This window comes from Paenibacillus sp. FSL R10-2734, assembly GCF_037963865.1.
GTDB lineage: Bacteria > Bacillota > Bacilli > Paenibacillales > Paenibacillaceae > Paenibacillus_AQ.
The window spans coordinates 3486690-3504076 of sequence record NZ_CP150170.1 but is presented as its reverse complement, the minus strand read 5'-3'; the positions used below and the strand labels follow the sequence as shown (position 1 = coordinate 3504076).

12 protein-coding genes and 2 pseudogenes are annotated in these 17387 nt (G+C 43.9%); all 14 read right to left on the bottom strand.

What is annotated here, in order from left to right:
* Nucleotides 1-26: 26 nt before the first annotated feature.
* The gene (locus NSS67_RS15335; protein WP_339320320.1) at nucleotides 27-254 is read right to left on the bottom strand and encodes a hypothetical protein; all 228 of its coding nucleotides are present in this window, start codon (nucleotides 252-254) and stop codon (nucleotides 27-29) included.
* A 163-nt stretch (nucleotides 255-417) separates the two neighbouring features.
* Nucleotides 418-2511 (bottom strand): beta-galactosidase, encoded by a 2094-nt coding sequence (locus NSS67_RS15330; protein WP_339320319.1) that lies wholly within the window; start codon nucleotides 2509-2511, stop codon nucleotides 418-420.
* A gap of 26 nt (nucleotides 2512-2537) precedes the next feature.
* On the bottom strand, nucleotides 2538-2783 hold the full coding sequence (locus NSS67_RS15325) for a hypothetical protein (protein WP_339320318.1): 246 nt from the start codon (nucleotides 2781-2783) through the stop codon (nucleotides 2538-2540).
* Nucleotides 2784-2885: 102 nt separating this feature from the next.
* Nucleotides 2886-3817 (bottom strand): annotated as a pseudogene (locus NSS67_RS15320) (DUF5054 domain-containing protein).
* A gap of 563 nt (nucleotides 3818-4380) precedes the next feature.
* Nucleotides 4381-4797, bottom strand: a pseudogene (locus NSS67_RS15315) (DUF664 domain-containing protein).
* Between the two features lie 143 nt (nucleotides 4798-4940).
* Nucleotides 4941-5207, bottom strand: a complete 267-nt coding sequence (locus NSS67_RS15310; protein WP_339320317.1) for a DUF6678 family protein — start codon at nucleotides 5205-5207, stop codon at nucleotides 4941-4943.
* A 227-nt stretch (nucleotides 5208-5434) separates the two neighbouring features.
* Nucleotides 5435-6103, bottom strand: coding sequence for a DNA alkylation repair protein (locus NSS67_RS15305; protein ID WP_339320316.1), 669 nt, complete (start codon nucleotides 6101-6103; stop codon nucleotides 5435-5437).
* Nucleotides 6104-6249: 146 nt separating this feature from the next.
* Entirely contained in the window at nucleotides 6250-6708 is a 459-nt protein-coding gene (locus tag NSS67_RS15300) for an NUDIX domain-containing protein (protein WP_339320315.1), read from the bottom strand.
* 42 nt (nucleotides 6709-6750) lie between these two features.
* The gene (locus NSS67_RS15295) at nucleotides 6751-7302 is read right to left on the bottom strand and encodes an NADAR family protein (protein WP_339320314.1); all 552 of its coding nucleotides are present in this window, start codon (nucleotides 7300-7302) and stop codon (nucleotides 6751-6753) included.
* Nucleotides 7299-8192, bottom strand: a complete 894-nt coding sequence (locus tag NSS67_RS15290; protein ID WP_339320313.1) for an NUDIX domain-containing protein — start codon at nucleotides 8190-8192, stop codon at nucleotides 7299-7301. Before NSS67_RS15290 ends, NSS67_RS15295 begins: the two co-directional genes overlap by 4 nt.
* Before the next feature lie 27 nt (nucleotides 8193-8219).
* Nucleotides 8220-9230 (bottom strand): AAA family ATPase, encoded by a 1011-nt coding sequence (locus tag NSS67_RS15285; RefSeq protein ID WP_339320312.1) that lies wholly within the window; start codon nucleotides 9228-9230, stop codon nucleotides 8220-8222.
* Nucleotides 9227-9910 (bottom strand): nicotinamide riboside transporter PnuC, encoded by a 684-nt coding sequence (pnuC, locus tag NSS67_RS15280; protein ID WP_339320311.1) that lies wholly within the window; start codon nucleotides 9908-9910, stop codon nucleotides 9227-9229. Before pnuC ends, NSS67_RS15285 begins: the two co-directional genes overlap by 4 nt.
* A gap of 288 nt (nucleotides 9911-10198) precedes the next feature.
* Nucleotides 10199-11614, bottom strand: a complete 1416-nt coding sequence (locus tag NSS67_RS15275) for an alpha-L-fucosidase (protein WP_339320310.1) — start codon at nucleotides 11612-11614, stop codon at nucleotides 10199-10201.
* A 70-nt stretch (nucleotides 11615-11684) separates the two neighbouring features.
* Nucleotides 11685-17375, bottom strand: coding sequence for a glycoside hydrolase domain-containing protein (locus tag NSS67_RS15270; protein ID WP_339320309.1), 5691 nt, complete (start codon nucleotides 17373-17375; stop codon nucleotides 11685-11687).
* Between the last annotated feature and the right edge of the window lie 12 nt (nucleotides 17376-17387).

The window sequence follows — 17387 nt, the reverse complement described above, 5'->3', positions numbered from 1 at the left end:
ACGCGGATTGCCGATCAGCGCCCTCGCTATGACAATACGCTGATGCTGCCATTTTCATGTGTACTTAATAATTCATCCCACTCATTTTTCTTAAAAAAAGCGACTCCATCATAATCAGCAGGATGTTCCAGATCCTCTTCTAAAAACAGCTGGGATGGAATGTTCATTTCAGTAAGAATTTCATGAACGAGTTGGGCAGTTGTTGTTTTTCCGGATCCTGGCAATCCCTCAATCAAGACTAACTTCGATCTCATAATAAATGCATCTCTATTGATTAGATTAACAATAAGAATAGGGAAATTCAATAAAGAATTTTTAAACAAATCTGCACTTTCGTAAAATACTAATTCCCCATTATATACAAAGAAAAATCTTTTTGAGCTCGGGTAATTTCTTCTATAAATTCTGGTCACAGAGTCATTTTTTCCACAAAAGAACAACACCTTCATGTGCTGGTAGTGCAACTTCTCCAAAACCGTTAACTTCAATTTCTTCGCCCGTCCATAAATCCAAATACGTACCCGATTCCGCTTGCAAACGTATTAATTTACCTTTTCTTTCAAGTAAATCACTGGAAAAGATCGCTGTAAGCTCTCCGTTCTCAACTTGAACTGGAATAATATAAGTTGGGTACTCATTTGGAATCGGTCTTATATTGTGGATAATTGATGTTGCTGCTCGGTTAAAAATGTATTTTGCTATATTCGATGATTCTTGATTGTAAATTAAGGATGGTCCTAACAGTCCGTTAACAAAGATGATTTTACCAAGCCCATAAGGTCTGTCCCATATACAGGGCTCGTCATCCATTTCAAAACGAAGTTCTCTCCATGGTTTCCATCCCATGCCTTCGACAAATAGGGGCCTGTTTCGTACGGCAATCCATGTTCCAAGCTCCACCTGTCCTTCGAACAATACTTTATAACCCGAAGGTATTGTATGCAAATCCATTGCTCGCATTCCTATTTGTTCTGACAAACCGCCAGGCCATGGGCGTTGTAATCTAGCATCGTGATCTTTCCTACCTGTTGTAGCATCGAAGATAAGTGTCCCGCCAGTCTGGACAAAGTCCAGAAGCCGATCAGCTTGCTCCTGTTCAAGTGCTACGACATGAGAAAGTACAATTAATCCTCCTTCCTTGCCCTCCAAAGGGAGATCCTCAATTCGCGACATAATGGTGTCAACGCCGCATTCCATCAATTGGGCCGTCAAAAGTGCCGAGCCATGTGCGTTATCATTACTCGATCTTCCTGGAACCTTCGGCATAAATAAACTTTCAGTCCATTCAATCGCCTGTGAATACGCAGAATATCCAACCCAAGCACGCGGCTGCGAGCCCTGCCATGCACCTGTGTGGGAGAATGAATACGCCAATCGGTCGCGGACTTTGCATAACATTTCACTTCGCGGGGATTGTTGATCGATATCATCTAACAAACCCCAATCCCCAGCCTCAAAATCACAGCTCCTCGTATTCAAAAGCCAGCCTGTTACGGTTTCCGCTCCTGCAGCCAAATTGGCTAAAAAATATCGGGCAATCTCGCCAGCAGATGCTTCACAAGGACGGTTCGATGATACTAACGTATTGCCGGTCTGTACCTCGGTTACCTCCACCCTTTGCACATGTAAAGTCGCAGCTTGCTTGCGCACCCCAATTGACATCAGTGCTGGAAAATGTGCCCTGTTCGCGAATGTAAAGTTCCATGCTGGGTGATAGCTGGCACCAACCACGTCTACAATTTGGGCCATCTTATCCAATTGAATGCCCCCAGCAGCTTGATTGTCCATTAATGGAATTGGATTCATGCAAGTTTCTGTTTTTTTATCTAATTCACGAATAACATCACAAATCCATTGCAGTTCGCTCTGTAGCCAAGACGCCCTGCTTTGCCAATCCAATAACCACGGTCCGTAACTGTTCCAGGCTTGATTTTTATGATCTGGATGCAAAATATCCTCTGGAAAAGGAACATCATTGAATGATGAATATCCTGTTCGCCAACGTTTATTTAGTTTATGAATATCACGATTATAGTACAGGCTTAACCAGGCTTGCCAATGCTGTAACGCTTCTTCCGTTCGATCATTGCCTGAAGTCGGCTCGTTCCATACGATCCATTGACCAAGAGCAGGGTGATCCTTATATCGGCTGATACACTGAACAATATAATTTCGCATAGGGACTCTCTGCTCTGGTGATAAAAATCCCGTATGCGAATGAAGAAGAGAAGGCGTACCGATATGCCAAGGGCCGGAATTTGCGGTTAATGTTGCTTTGATCCGTAACCCATACTTGTTAGCTGCATCGAATACATAATCGAACAAATCAAAGTTCCACATACCAGGCACTTCTTCTATCCACGGCCACATCAAAAAAATACGAACCCAGCCAATCCCACTCTTCTGTGCCTCTTGAAATAAAGCTTCTACGCGCTCTCTTGTTTCATCGGGCTCGATCCAGATTTGGCATCCGATACAATCAGTTGCCTTCTTCATCCAATGTTCATTCATTTAGCACAACTCCCATGTTCAACTGGCTAAAGATAAGACAAAAATTTCAATTTGAATCTAAATTGTGCATCTTCTTCGTACCATGCGCGGAAATTGGTTCCCCATATATTGTTATGCAAATTCATATGCATTCCGCCCTCAAGTGACGAAAATGTATGGTCAAATTGTAATAATTTGCGCTCTCCCGGGCATACCAATGTCGCATCCAACGTTTCTATTGAAACTTCTCCATCCGCACCTTGGTAGAACATGCCTTCGTTAACCGCATGCATATTTCGATTGCCACCTTTAACTACCTCAAGTGGAGACAGAAGCTGTCCTAATTTGTCTAGCTTCCACTGATTCGGATTATCTACAGCAGGATTGATCGTAAACTAAGAAGCTTCAGGCAGACGGTGTGCATCCTTATCAAACCCTTTCAAATTTACTTCTATCGTATTGGAGTCCGTATAGAAGAGATATTCAAGGTTAAGTTCTCTTGGTGCTCCCATCTCCACGACTACTTTCTTCGGCATCTTCAGCTTCAGGTATACAATATCGCCTACATCTGTATGCCGATGGAAGATAGATACTAGTCTGGGTGTAATCGACTGATGGGTAATCCACTCTGATGTCAGCTCCATGCCGGGTTTGCCAAAATCTCCAACTGCCCAAAAATGCGTCTGTTCCATCGAACATGATATTCACGGAACCAACGATCATAGTCTTCCTGCGAGAAGGTTTCAGAGGTGAACAGCCCGATCGGATTTGCAGTGCCTGCCCATTCTCTCCCCGTGGGATCTTTAAGACCACTTATTGAACCTTCAATTGTAAAAACAACCTGGAATTTACCAAGCTGATAAGGTTCATCGGCGAATAATTCCGTTGTTCCAGTGAATTCTGATGAACGAATAGGTTTGATCTGCCTTATAACAGCTTCCGCTTCAAGTTTCCGCTCCGGATGGAGTGCGGATATCGCCTGCTGCAAGTATTCTCTTTGTTCATTCCAGGAACGCTCCATTAAGCTATACGAACGTGAAGTATACTTCGCTTCTGCTGTTTCATGAAACATGTCTATAATTTCAGTATTCACATATTGTTCCTGATATTGATACTCCATCGGATTCAATGTAGTATCCACCTTATCTAGGTTACGGGCAGCTTGGAAATCCTTTTTCTCAAAATGAGCATAGTCAGATAAATAACGTTTTATATCTATGCCCCAAGTATGCTCAGGGATCATGATAAGCCCATCGCAGAATGCTTTATACACTTCATCCCCAATCGTCCATGTACCATCTGACAGCCATTTGTTTCGGAGTCGCAGCAGTTCTCGATAACAAGCGATTTTGTAAGGATCAGAGGCTACGCCATGAATTCAACTGTCCCCAATTTCCTGTTCCACTACGGGGAGAGAACTCCGATGTTCCCATATTTTTTCGGCATAACGATCCAAAGTCGATGCTTCAATAACCGCATTGGGATAGATTGCTCTGAGCTCCTTGAATTGCTGCTCAATTTGGTCAACGGATGAAGGCCCATGATTATCATGAGTATGTGCAAAATATAATACATCTTTCAGTCCATCTATCTGGAAGGAAGAACCATAATCTTTACTATACTGAACAACGATTTCAGAACCATCCGTATTTCTCCATAAGAATACTTCTGGTATTTGTTCTGCTTATGAGCAAAAACTCATTTTATGAAATTATACTTGCCCTTGGAATTGTAAGCGGTTAACTTTATCACGTTAAGGATAATATTCCGGAGTATCAGGGAAGTTTCTTGCGGTACTAGATCATAAAAGAAAGGGGGTTCTATGAAGCAATATCCAACCTGCTTATCGTAAAGACGAATCTACAGGTATCCTTACTTAGACGAAACTTACTATTCATAAATGAGTAATATTCCTGCACATTCGCAGGTTTTGTGCCACTTCCTCAGCAGATTAATATGCGCTTGATGATAGCGACTATGGTCAGCCATATGCCATAATCCCCAGCGAATAGTTGCTTGTTTTTCATTTTCATGGCCGAAATTCACAACTTTATCTAGATCAGCATCCTTCAATTGTGTGCATGTATCTTTCACGATTATCAACACACTTTCATAGTCAGACATTAGTGTATTCAAAGACTTACCTTTGACCATCGGAGCCTATTATTTTGGACTCTTGTAATCTACTTCTACTTACGTCATGCTATCAGTGATTAATTGTAGTCTTTGGCTATTTTCTTACACAGCGGAATATAACATTCCCACAATTGGTGACATATTTGCTTCACCTTGTAAATCGTAAAGCATCCTAGTTAATCCTCCTTCAATTTTGGTTCTATTGATCATACTGCCCAGCTCTCGCTTTAATTGAGAAAAGGCAGCCGATCTCGTTGATTGATCTGCTGCCTTTTCGTGTTTATTGAGCTATCGTTTCACGTTAGCGTAATTACTCAAATATAATCAACGAATTCATTAGTTTTGGTATATCCATAAATTTTGATGGAGTCGGTAATTATTTCACCTGGCACATGTATTTTTTTCAGAATTTGAATTAAATCAGTTTTTATCGAGTCATCTTCAGCATGAATTTCTAACCACTCGATAACTTTGTAGCCACCTTCTGAAAAATGGTAATACCAATCTCCATCCCAAAAGCTGATATAGCCAGTAACAATGTCTTTAGTCCTCCATTTGGTTGGAATGGCATAGTTGTACAAAACTGCCCTTTAGTTGAACAAAGGCCGCCGATCAAGTTACCTGTTGCCTTCTTGTCTTCTATTGAACAAACGTGTCTCGTTAGCTTAAATGATTGGTGTTCCTTGATGGAATACCATTTTCCATTTTAAATCTTCATATTTCCAAATCGAACTACGTAGCGTATGTTGCTTTATTTCTTCATTAAATAGTTTGTATGTAGCTAAAACTATATTTTCGGTTAAGGTAACTAATTATTTTGTCGTTTGTTAACTTCAATCGTAATAAACTGCGGTAAATAGCTGGGAGTACATCCTTTTGCTACTATTTCATCTTTGTAAAGACCCGTTTTCTCACCAAGTTTAATACAACGTGCACGATTCTTTTCATCATAAACGCCTATCCAGCCTGCGGTGAAATTCATAACCCATTGAACTTCTGGTTCTTCCTGCGTAATATTAGCTTCTAATGTAGATAGTAAGTCTGCGGTGTTATCAGGCGGTGTTTGTCCAGTCCATCTCAATCGCGCTTGATAATACCAGAAAGCTCGCCTTTGAAGAGCAGAAGGGCTATTTTCCCATGACTCCATCAATGAAATTGTCTTTTTGTCTTTGGTGAGCTGATTAGCCATTAACCAATCCATTAAGTTATTTCGCTCATCAAAAGTGTAAGTCTGCATATCCTTATCAAGCTTATTTAGCACTTCTTGTGAAAGAAGTTTTTTATCCATAATTAAGATTGCCAATAGTCTGGGCAAAAACTCTTCGGTTGACCAAAGTTCCATAGCTAGTTCGTGATCTTTTTTAATGTCCTTTGCGATTTTTCGTAAGTCGCCTAGCTTAGTTTTACTATTGATCTGAGGTAAAATCTTTTCTGCTTTTGAAGAACGCTTTATTTCTGTACCTTTATTTTCATTCAATTTATACAACTCCTTTATTAAAGCACTGTTTCATAATATGTCCTTAATGGGATATATCAAGAACTTAATTTCGTTATAAGTCTTATTGCAGTGGTGTGCCTCCAAAGTTTACCTTTTTAATATTGTAACATCATTAAAGCTAAGACCTAATCTCTAAATTTATTATTGAATAGTGTTAACGGGAACTCTTTTTCAGAGATAAGATTTTCAACTATTTGTTTAATAACTTCTTTATCACGTAACTCAATTAATTCTGGAATTAGCAAATCCCGCAGTGATGACCACTTAGAATCAATTATCTCTCTTGTATCCAGAAGAAGGGAGCCCCCAATAATTTCACCAATAAAATGAAATAAAATAACCTGGTCATTTGAACTGCTAATGAAATTATAAATGCCTGTTGTGCTTGTAAGTCTCACATCATAACCGGTTTCTTCTTTTGCTTCTCTACGCGCTGCATCTAGAATATCTTCGCCACACTCGATTCTGCCGGACGGGAAGTTCCACTTATTCTTAACAGATGCTTTGTTTTCTTTGATCATCAATACCTTTTCTTCACGTATAATCGAAACACTTGCAACCAACACAATTCCGTTTTGAGTCATGTCAGGCCCTCCTACTCTCATCAATAACAATTCCGTTAGAAGTTAATCCCTCAGCAATTCGTCCCTCACTTCGGTCAGCACGAATCCAAGTAGGTTCCTCCCCCGCCATTTTACGGGATTCTCCGCATCCGGATTGGACTGGCTCATGCCTATTCCCCAAATACGATCCTGTGGGCTAGCTTCGACGAGAATACGGTTTTTCGTTGACTTGAGATATTCGCCAAGCTGCGGATTCTGCGAAAATTTGGCTATATTTCCTCTTTTGACAATGTCATAGCATTCTTTATCCCAAATGTCATTATCGAAGTTTCTTACTGCACGCCCGTAGGCTTTCATCTCCTTGGGATGCTTAGCTTTAAGGATCGCGTCCAACATTTCGTCATCTCCAAATAGTCTGGCTTTCTCGGCCATCATAAACTGCTCGACACAGGAATACTCGATCCCCTCTACCACGAAAGGACTCATCCACCATTGGCTGAAGCAGCTTTTGTCGACGCCGTTGTGCTTTGGCGGTGTATGGCCCCAGAAGAACACAAACTTGAACGTTTTGCCCGCGATATAAGCTTTTCTTAACTGCTCGATATTGTATATCATCGATATTCCTCCATATTTCTCCGATACAAGCGTGAAGGACGGTGTCCCGCATTTTCAGTATAATGATCGGTCTCCGCTACGAGATCCGCTACTTTACGCCGGAATGCGGCTTTCAGCAGCTCTTTGTCCATTATCACCTCGTAAACCTGCTGCAGATCCGTCAAAGTGAAGAAAGGCGGCATCAAGTGTAGCGCAATATCGGTGTAATTCACTTTTCCCCGCAGTCTCTCAATAGCGTAAGCGATAATCTTCGCATGATCAAAAGCCAATCCATCATTTGATACGATGGAGTATGTGGTTGACGAAGAGGCCGATTTTGACGTCATCGTCCGCCCCACAACTGCCGTAAACTCTTCTTCAACGCTGCTTAGCTTGAGCTCGTATTCCTTCGTTTTCACATACCCATCCTCAATAAGCTCTTTACTCTCGCGCAGAAGCCGATAGGATACCTTGAACCAGGCAGCTAGGTCAGCGTCATCTCCTGCTTTCAGCTGTACCTGATCACTGTTGATTAAGGCCATGTAGCTGCAGCTTATCACCCAGGTACGAGGGTCCCTTCCAACATCGCTGAAGGTGTACAACTGCTCCAAATATACGTCATCCACGCCGGTTTCCTCACGCAGCTCCCTCACAGCCGCTTGCTCCGTTGTCTCGTCCGGCCTAACGAAACCGCCCGGAAGCGCCCAATTGCCCAGGAATGGGTGACCTCCCCGCCGAATGAGCAGAATTCGCAGCTCTTTTTCCGGAAGCTTGCGGTAGCTGTCCGCCTCCGTGTTCGTAACAGTGAAAATGACCATGTCCGCCGCCACCGAAGGCCGCTCGAAATCCCCCGCACGGTACTGCTCTAAAAATTGACGTTCCGTAAGTCCATCACGATCCAATAAATTCATGTGTTCTTGCCTCCTTTGTTCTTTATTCTAGCCATGCAACGCTCCAAAAAAGTTCCGGTAGGGCTCGAACTTTGCCAAGACCTCGCTTACTTTGTGCATTCGTTCCTCCAGGTTTCCTCGCAACGTGATATAGGGAATCCGCCGCTCTTTCAAATCCGCAATAATTTGCTTATGAAAAATATGCCGCTTCTGATCCCCGCTACGGTCCCATGTATCCTCGTAAGCAATATCATCGTCACATAGGAAAAATAGATCGTAACGCTGCGCGTTTTCTAATGCGATCCGAGCTAAGCACTCAGGAGCCCGACCGTGGTAATCCAAGGCAAACATATATGTGGTAATGGCATTGGTATCGACAAAGAGATAACGGTTAGCTTCCAGAAGCGCCTGCTCCTCACGTTCGATATGGCCCAAAGCGATCTCATCGAACGCTTCAATGCTGATTCTACGATCTACTTGATGCTCGGTCCAGTAATCACGCCCATATTCGCTCGCAAAGGTTGTGCGATATCGCCGCGCCAGCGCTTCGGTGATTGTAGATTTTCCAGTCGACATTGCTCCCACAAAAACCACTTTCGTGATTAAATCCCTATACACAACATCACTTACAAATTCGCGGTATTTATAAGGGTCGGCACGTACCATCGTGGCCGAAATCGGCACCCGCTCACGTGCTTCATCCACCCGCCGGTTCGCCGCGCCTAAAGCGACACTCATATGCACGCCGTAAAACTCACTGGAGTAAAAATGCGTCACTTGCTCGCCCTTCAGCAGCCCCAGAATATACTGCTCCTCTCGAATCTCATGCTCCCGATCATTCGAATACCCGTCTGGACCGTCCCAAGCTTCGATTACCCGGACCGTCGGATAGAGCTTGCGGATCCAGTTCGCTCGGATATGAAGCGGAATTGGGGACACCGTCGTTTCGTAGATTACCACAATCAATTCGTCGACCTCTTGCAACGCCGTCTCGATCATGAATTGATGTCCTTTATGCAACGGGGCAAACTTCCCCAGCGTTAATCCAAGCGTCTTCATGCCGACACCTCCTTAGCCCCTTTATTCCAATTGTAATAGCCGTATGCCGCGTTAACCAGATAAGCACTCCACATGACGATCATCAGCAAACCCTCGCCACTGCCTTCCAGCATTCGAATTACCCACAACAGCACCGTAAACATATTCAAAACAATATAGACCAGCCATTGTTCCTTGAATCTTCTGACCATTAAAAAGGTAGCCACGATGGATAATACCGTCGTAATAGCATCGATATAAGGCGAGTTCTGCCCTGGGATGAACGATAGCCCGATCCCCAGTAGCAGGCAGCCTATTACGCAGACCACTCCGACAAGGAACAGCCACTTAAGATTCATCTGTCGCATGGATAGTTTGCCGTCTTGGCGGTTGTTTTTCCACATATAGAAGCCAACGACATTCATAGGAACAAAGAATAACAAATTCAGCATGACCTCTCCAAACAAACCGTTAATGTAAGCCAAGTACGCGTAACCAATGGTATTGTACATTCCGAAAACATAACTCATCAGGTTTCCTTTCGCCGCGAGCACCACACACAGCACCCCGGTGATAAAGACCGTAAAACCGAATAAGGAATCTTTAGAAATAACCGTAAACGCAACAGCAATAGAGGTAAACAAAACTAGCCAGACGATTTCAAACAGATTCCAGCCACCCCATGTTTTTTCCACTTTCATCGCCTCCCTTTCATTACATTTCCGAACCTTCACCATTCAGTTCGTTGTTAGTAACATTTTGATATTAACATTTTGTTAATATCAAATATAACAAAAAAACGAAGGAGATGCAATTAAAAAGTGAAAATAATTTCCAACTTAAGTCAGGCCCCAGCCGTTTGGCTCATGTTGGTGTTTAACATTCGAGAATCGGCAATCGGTACATATTCTTGACAATGAGTTCTGACAAGAATATACGCTGACAAAGGAAAAAACCCGCGATTTACGCGGGTAGGAGTTCAAACATATTCACTTTGCCTCCTCGCCCTTCTGCATCCGGAAAACATAGGCGATCGGCGCCTGTCCGATCAGTTCAGAGTCCGGAAGAGTGATCGAGACTCCTTCCGGCGTACGCTCAACCTGCAGCAAAACGTCGCTTCCGACAAGCTCGATGCTTGAAACGGGTTCCTGATAAGGAATATGAACGAGCTTGGAGACAGCTTCATTTGCGCTTTCATACATGTACGTGCAGTATACGGTATCTCCTTTCGAGGTGAACGCACAGGAACCAGAAAAATACGGTTCGCACACGCGTGTACCGTATACCGCTTCTCCGTAAACCTTCATCCATTCGCCCAACTCCTTGATGCTCTTGACCGCACCAGTCGGCAATCGTCCGTCAGGCTGAGGACCTACGTTAAGCGCTAAATTGCCGCCTTTTGATACGACTTCCATCAGAATACGAACGAGCTCTCTCCCCGATTTATACTGGTCATCGTATTTAAAAGCCCACTGTGTGCCGATCGTAATGCAGCTTTCCCACGGTACATTCAGCGGACGTTCCGGAATCGTTTGCTCCGGCGTTACGTAATTTTCGTAAGGCCCTCCAACTGTACGGTCCGCGGATAGCAGCCACGGCTGCGTTTGACGGGCGCGCTCAACGACCTCGCCCAACCGAATGTCCTGCTTTACCTGTTCACTTTCTTTTACCCAGCCCGCATCCAGCCACAAAATATCGATCCGGCCGTAACGGCTCATCAGCTCCATGATTTGCTCATGGGTGAAAGCGACGAATTGCTCCCACAGCCACGGATATTCCTCGGGGGAGTAAGAAGGTCCTCTCCATGTATTTCTGCCCCGCTCCATTCCTGGTGCCCAGTAATACGGCGATTGCCAATCGGCCTTCGAGAAATATGCGGCGATCGCAAGCCCCTTGCTGCGGAAAGCGTCAAACACATGCTTACAAACGTCGGCATAGCGATGCGCATGAAACGGAGTTTCGGAGCCAGTTATTCGGTAATTCGTCGTATGTGTGTCCCACATGCAATATCCATCATGATGTTTTGTCGTAAAAATCAAATATTTGAACCCGCCTTCGACAGCGATATCTGCCCAGATCTCAGGCTGAAAGCGAAAAGGATTAAACGTGCGGTTGAGTCCAAAATATTCACGCTTCATCTCTAAGTAGTCGCTCGTCCAGTCGACATCTTTACGAGCCCAATCACCGTCTTCGTCGCTGAGAATCCAGGACTCGGCCTCGATCTGCGAATAAGGTCCCCAATGCATCATTAGGGCCAATTTCTGATCCTTGAACCATTCTAATCTTTCCAGCGTAATTGGATTTTCCGGTTTCACCCAATTCGTCTCGCTGCTGTAACCGTGGACGCCTTCTATCAGTTCCGGCGCATCTTCTTGCTGAAGCTCCTTGATTTCCATATCGTTCATCGGGTTACCTCCTTCGGTTCATTACTTGTAAACCCCCAACTAGAAACTGGGGGTTTACGCGATTACCCGGTTACTGTATTACTCTATTGAGCATAGCTGCTGCTTCTGCGCGGGAAGTGATCCCGCTCGGAACGAATTTATTTGCTTCTCGACCATTAATCAAATGAAGTGCTGCCGCCGCTCTTACGGACTCAAGCGCCCAGGTTGCCACAGTAGATTCGTCAGTAAAGGAAGAAGCCGTATTTTCATTCAACTTGACATCATTCAAGATAACATACGCCCGCATCATCATCGTGACCATTTCTTCGCGTGTGATTCTAACATCAGGATTGAAAGTCGTGTTGCTAGTTCCTTTAATAATGCCTGCTTTGACCGCTATGGAGACAGCTTCCTCGTACCAGGCATCCTTCGATACATCCGTGAATATCGATTCGCCAACTGAACTCAGGTTCAACACTTTGACAAGCATCGTCGTAAATTCGGCCCGCGTTATAGAACGCTCTGGTTCGAACATGGCTGCACTAGTGCCTTCAATAAATTGCTTCGCCGCTAGCTGTTCGATGTCATTGGCCGCCCAGTGAGTGGTCTTAACATCGGTAAATAATTTCTTGAATTCGAGCACCGCATATTTGCTGAAATGGTGAATATCTGCCACCCATTCTCCGTTAATAAACATGCCACGCACATACTCCAGCGTACCGTTGTCTGCCAAATAATAAATCCCAGTCAACTTCGGATTAAAGGAAGATTCCGCTTTGAATCGAATCGTTATCGGTTTATCGAAGCTGTTCAAGCTTGTTACTTTACCATCCTTCCCGACAATGGATAGACTAAAATTGATCACATGACCGGAAATTTTAATTTGTGCATTCGCGGAAGACTGCTTTATCGCAAGTAGGTTGTTAGCATCGGATTCGGTTAAGGGAGTCATGATCAACTCAATAATACTGTTTCTTTGATCTTCTGCGGACCATTTATCCGAGAGCTGTTTAAGTAATTCAGCGGGCACCTCTAACGAGAATGGACCCGTTTGAATGACTAATGGATGTTGTCCAAGTAGTTCGGCTGCATTGGCAGGAAGTACAATTTTCTCCTTATCTTTGGCAACGATCCTCACGACTCCGTCGGAGGCTGGAGTAGTTAGGTCTTCCGATTTCACTACAAGTGTATGAATATCGGTATTCCCATTGACTGGACCACCGATTGTAGGGATACCGCTATACCCACCACCCGTCGGAGGGTTACTACTCTCGCCACCTGTCACCGTTTGCTTGAACGTAACATTGATCGTATGGTCGGCAGTTATGTTAGCAACCGTATATACGTTTCCGGTCACTGTCACGGCGTTACCATCTACCAACACCTTGCCGATTTCGTATCCATCGTTCGGATGGAATGTAAAGGTTTGATCTTCACCCTCATTAACTACAACCGCGCCGTTCGGACTGATCGCTCCATTTTCCCCCGCGCTAGAAGTAATCGTCTTAGTGTTCTCGCCACCTGTCACCGTTTTCTTAAATGTAACATTGATTATATGATCGGCAGTTATGTTAGTAACCGTGTACACATTTTCAGTCACCGTCACGGCGGTACCGTCTAACGACACCTCATCGACCTCGTATCCATTGTTCGGATGGAATGTAAAGGTTTGATCTTCACCCTCATTAACTACTACGGCGCCGTTCGGACTGATCGTTCCGTTGTCCCCCGCGCTCGCCGTGATTGTGTTGCTGTTCTCGCCACCTGTCATCTTTTGCTTGAACGTAACATTAATCGTATGGTCACCAGTTATGTTAGTAACCGTATACACGTTTTCGGTCACCGTCACAGCGGTACCGTCTACCAACACCTCATCGACTTCGTATCCATTGTTCGGTTGGAATGTGAAGGTTTGATCTTCACCCTCATTGACTTCAACCACGCCTTTCGGGCTAATTGTTCCGTTGTCCCCCGCGCTAGCCGTAATCGTATTACTGTTCTCACCAATTTCTCCGTTCTCTGCGAGATTATAGAGCTCAAGCTCATACACAGCATACATGCCCCATGTCGCATAGTTCGCATCGTTGATCAGAATTCTCAGCTTCGTTGCATCTTTAACTGCAGGAATATTTGCAAAAGTGTACTCCATTATGCCGTCATCTACGTTGCTTTTCCATTGGAACGGCACCCCTTCTGCTATGGTTTCAAAGTTTACTCCGTCAGTAGAAGCCTCAACATTAATATTAGTAATTCCCTGAATTAGTCCAGACGTTGTGGCCATGACAATCGTGTTAAAGGTTTGAGGTTGTTCCCAAGTAAGGTTGATTTCATGTGGGAGCGGATGGTTGTTTACATACCCACTAGCACTAGCAAACATTGTATAGAAAATACCGTCAACCATTTTCGAAACACCATAGCCGGTACTTTCATCTCTGGCAGCTGTTGCTGTAATTTCAGAATAGCTACTAGCAATATTGATGCCTAGCCCATCCTCATTTCCTTTGATAAAATTCAATGTGTAGAGCTTTGTTGTGGTCCCGTCGCTTGCAGTAGATCTGATATGAATTACGCTTTTCCCAATTGGAATGTCAAAAGTCTGTGCTGTGTTATTGGCTACAGTCTTTCCGTTGATCTGCAAGGTACCCGCTCCGTCCGAAAGTGTTGGCGTAATCTCGATGGCGTTTACATCATTCGGGATCATTACGGAGTATGTCGTCGTACTATTGTCAAACGTAAAAGAAGGAACATTAGGGATGGTTAAATTACTAAGCGTTCCGTCTGCTGTAGGGTGAATCTCACCGTTGTCTGGAAGTTTATAAAGCTCAAGCTCATATAAAGCGTATATGCCCCAATACGTATTGTTAGCATCATTGACCCGTAACCTCAGCTTCAGCGCGTCAGTAACGGTAGGGATATTCGCATATGTGTATTCCATTTTGTTATCGTCTGTGCTGCTTGACCATTCAATCGGAACCCTCTTGGCAATGGTGGTCCAATTCGTTCCATCTGAAGTAGCCTCAACATCAATATCTGTTATCCCCTGTAATAACCCTGATGGCGTGGCCATGACAATCGTATTAAAGGTCTTCTGTTGATTCCAAGTCAGATTGATCTCATGTGGGAACGGAACGGTGTTCGTATACCCGCTAATGCTAGCGAACATGGAACCGTAACTGCCGTCAACCATATTAGCCACACCATAGCCACTACTGACTCCCCTGTCAGCTGTTGCTGTAATTGCTGAATAACTTCTCGCAATATTGGTGATCGGTTGATTTATATTGCCTTTGAGAAAGTTCAACGTATAAAGTCTCGAGGTTTCCCCATCACTTGCGGTAGAGCGAATAAGGATCTTACTTTTGCCTGTAGGGATGTTGAATGTAAGCCTCTCACCGCTTCGATAAGGTAACCCGTTGATATCAAGGGTGCCATTTGCATCCGTAAGTGTTGGCGTAATCGTTATCACATCTACGTCGCTCGGAATAATGGCCTGGTAATTGATATTGTTCTTATTAAAAACAACCGAAGGCACGTTAGTCAGTTCCAAACTTTGCAGCGTTCCGTCATAGATCTCCTGTCCTTCAAACATGCTTACTCTGAAGCCGTCAACGAATAAGTTTTTGTTCTCCAGGTTCACTACCTTGATCGTATGCTTGCCTGCTGACAGATTATGATTGCTGTAGACCGATATCGAATCGAGTTGAACTTTCTCATATAGGTCTATAATCACCGGAGCAGAATCGTCGATGGATACAGCGATTTTGCCGGAGCCTTCATTTTTCTCAGCAATAAGATCGATACCGGATCCTGTAAAAGTATAGGTCAATTCATCATCTGCTTTTAACGTGCCTTGAACACCGCCCATATAAGCATACTTCCGGCTTTTTGCAAACCATTCACCGCCAAATATGATCTCCCCAGTCGCGTTATCGGTCATATAGGTCATGGGTACATCCTGCCCATCGTAGGGACTACTTGGCACAGGAATATCACCCATAGTTTCTCCGGCTGCTGCTTTAACCAGATAATCATGAAGCTTGCTGATATATTTAGGATCAAGGGTATATTTTCTCGGATCAGAAGGGTTAACCGCGCTGTCGGCTATACGTTTAGCAAGTCCTGGATTGGTTTGCTTGAGCTGGTGCATCAATTCGTATTCCTCAAGTCCGTCTCTTTGGGCCTCGTAACGAAGTGAGCTCTTAACTGTCATATGTTCCTTATCCGGATATACGATCGTAGAATCGCCATAATGTGGGACGTACCATACGTTCCATCCCCAATGTAAGTGTCCTTGTACACCTTCCTGACTAAGATTCCAGAATAACAGTCTGCCAGTCAATATGGGCTGCGTCCAGAATCTGTTCAACCACGGAGCCGGATTGGCATCGCAAGTATACACCCATAAGTCTTTGCCTGCCGCCTGCTCCGCTTTATAGAGATTTTTCTTGTCCTGGAAAACCGGTGTTAACGGGACCCACACATCCACATAGGGTTTGATGGTTTCGTTCATTAGAGTACCGCCCGCATCAGCATCCAAAGTCTTGAAATCCGGAACGATCTCTTTTATTTTTCTAGCAATATACGTCATATAGTTTGTAATGCTAGCTCCATTCGGTTCGTCCTTAGTATGCTGATACCAAGTGAAACCATTAAGCCAACCTTTTTCCTCTAAATGATCGTGCAATGCTGTCAAGTAGTTCGTAAGATAAGCGTCTGTAACAGGTAGTGAATCGAATTCAGGTACTGACGTTTTCCACGGATCTTGTGGATTATTATTGTTTGGTCTCTCACTTTGTGGCATTTGTTCTAACGCATGGATCAAGTGAATGTTCGCAAAATGAGTAATTCCTCTATCCATAAAGGTTTGAACATATCGATCGAACAAAGACCAGTCGATATTTTCCGGTATCCCGTCTTTAAAAGATACCATTTTAGTACCCTTTTCGTTTAATAATAAGTCTGTACGAACCCAAATCATATTCTGGCGATAATCGGTCATTGTCTTGGCGAAATTATCCATAAGCTCAAACCACTTATCGCTATACGTCTCCACTCCATAATAGTTCTCGCCAACGTCATAACTAGACTGAGTTAAAGGATCATCTACAATCTCAGGTGGATTACCTCCAATCATAAAACCATTCGTCATCGACCATTGATAATTAACGAAATTAGCTTCAGAGGTTTGAGGGATTTCAGCGTTAGCTACTTCAACGTTATTAGGTACTTGATAATCGCCCAAAGTCGTTTTCACCGTAACTATACCGTTATAGAAGCCAGGAACAGCATCGGCTGGGACATAATTCGTTATTAAGATGGGCTGAGTTGAGTTTGCCGCCACATTTATAGAGGTATCGTTCGAAAGCGGGTCGGGAATTTCGGATAAGGGGTAGATTTCCGTGCCTACCAAATCCGGTCGGTATTGATTGGGTTTCACGGTATCCTCAAGCACGTATTCTTCAAAATGATAGCTTAAGTTGCTGTTTGAGATCGTATTGCCAGGTGATTCTAGATCGGAAAATTCAATTCCCGTAATCTCAAAATCGCTTGCGCCTCTTACAACAATTTGCTCACTTTCGTATTCGTTTTTGGCTGAAACAAGATCAATGGTGGTTCCAGCATTTGCGGGAATCGTGCTGGTCCTATATACGGCTTTTAATGCATTTTCCACCCACACGTCCAGGTTGTTACTGTCAGCATGGACACTAGGTGCATTACCTTGGAAAAATGTACTTACTAGAATCATGAAACAGATACTTGTATACATTGCTCGTTTGAACATAGTCAGCCATCC

What these genes read in the sequence shown, in the direction of transcription:
- NSS67_RS15335 (WP_339320320.1), bottom strand. Translation starts at nt 254, where the DNA reads ATGAGATCGAAGTTAGTCTTGATTGAGGGATTGCCAGGATCCGGAAAA.
- NSS67_RS15330 (WP_339320319.1), bottom strand. Translation starts at nt 2,511, where the DNA reads ATGAATGAACATTGGATGAAGAAGGCAACTGATTGTATCGGATGCCAA.
- NSS67_RS15325 (WP_339320318.1), bottom strand. Translation starts at nt 2,783, where the DNA reads ATGCATGCGGTTAACGAAGGCATGTTCTACCAAGGTGCGGATGGAGAA.
- NSS67_RS15300 (WP_339320315.1), bottom strand. Translation starts at nt 6,708, where the DNA reads ATGACTCAAAACGGAATTGTGTTGGTTGCAAGTGTTTCGATTATACGT.
- NSS67_RS15295 (WP_339320314.1), bottom strand. Translation starts at nt 7,302, where the DNA reads ATGATATACAATATCGAGCAGTTAAGAAAAGCTTATATCGCGGGCAAA.
- NSS67_RS15290 (WP_339320313.1), bottom strand. Translation starts at nt 8,192, where the DNA reads ATGAATTTATTGGATCGTGATGGACTTACGGAACGTCAATTTTTAGAG.
- NSS67_RS15285 (WP_339320312.1), bottom strand. Translation starts at nt 9,230, where the DNA reads ATGAAGACGCTTGGATTAACGCTGGGGAAGTTTGCCCCGTTGCATAAA.
- pnuC (WP_339320311.1), bottom strand. Translation starts at nt 9,910, where the DNA reads ATGAAAGTGGAAAAAACATGGGGTGGCTGGAATCTGTTTGAAATCGTC.
- NSS67_RS15275 (WP_339320310.1), bottom strand. Translation starts at nt 11,614, where the DNA reads ATGAACGATATGGAAATCAAGGAGCTTCAGCAAGAAGATGCGCCGGAA.
- NSS67_RS15270 (WP_339320309.1), bottom strand. Translation starts at nt 17,375, where the DNA reads ATGTTCAAACGAGCAATGTATACAAGTATCTGTTTCATGATTCTAGTA.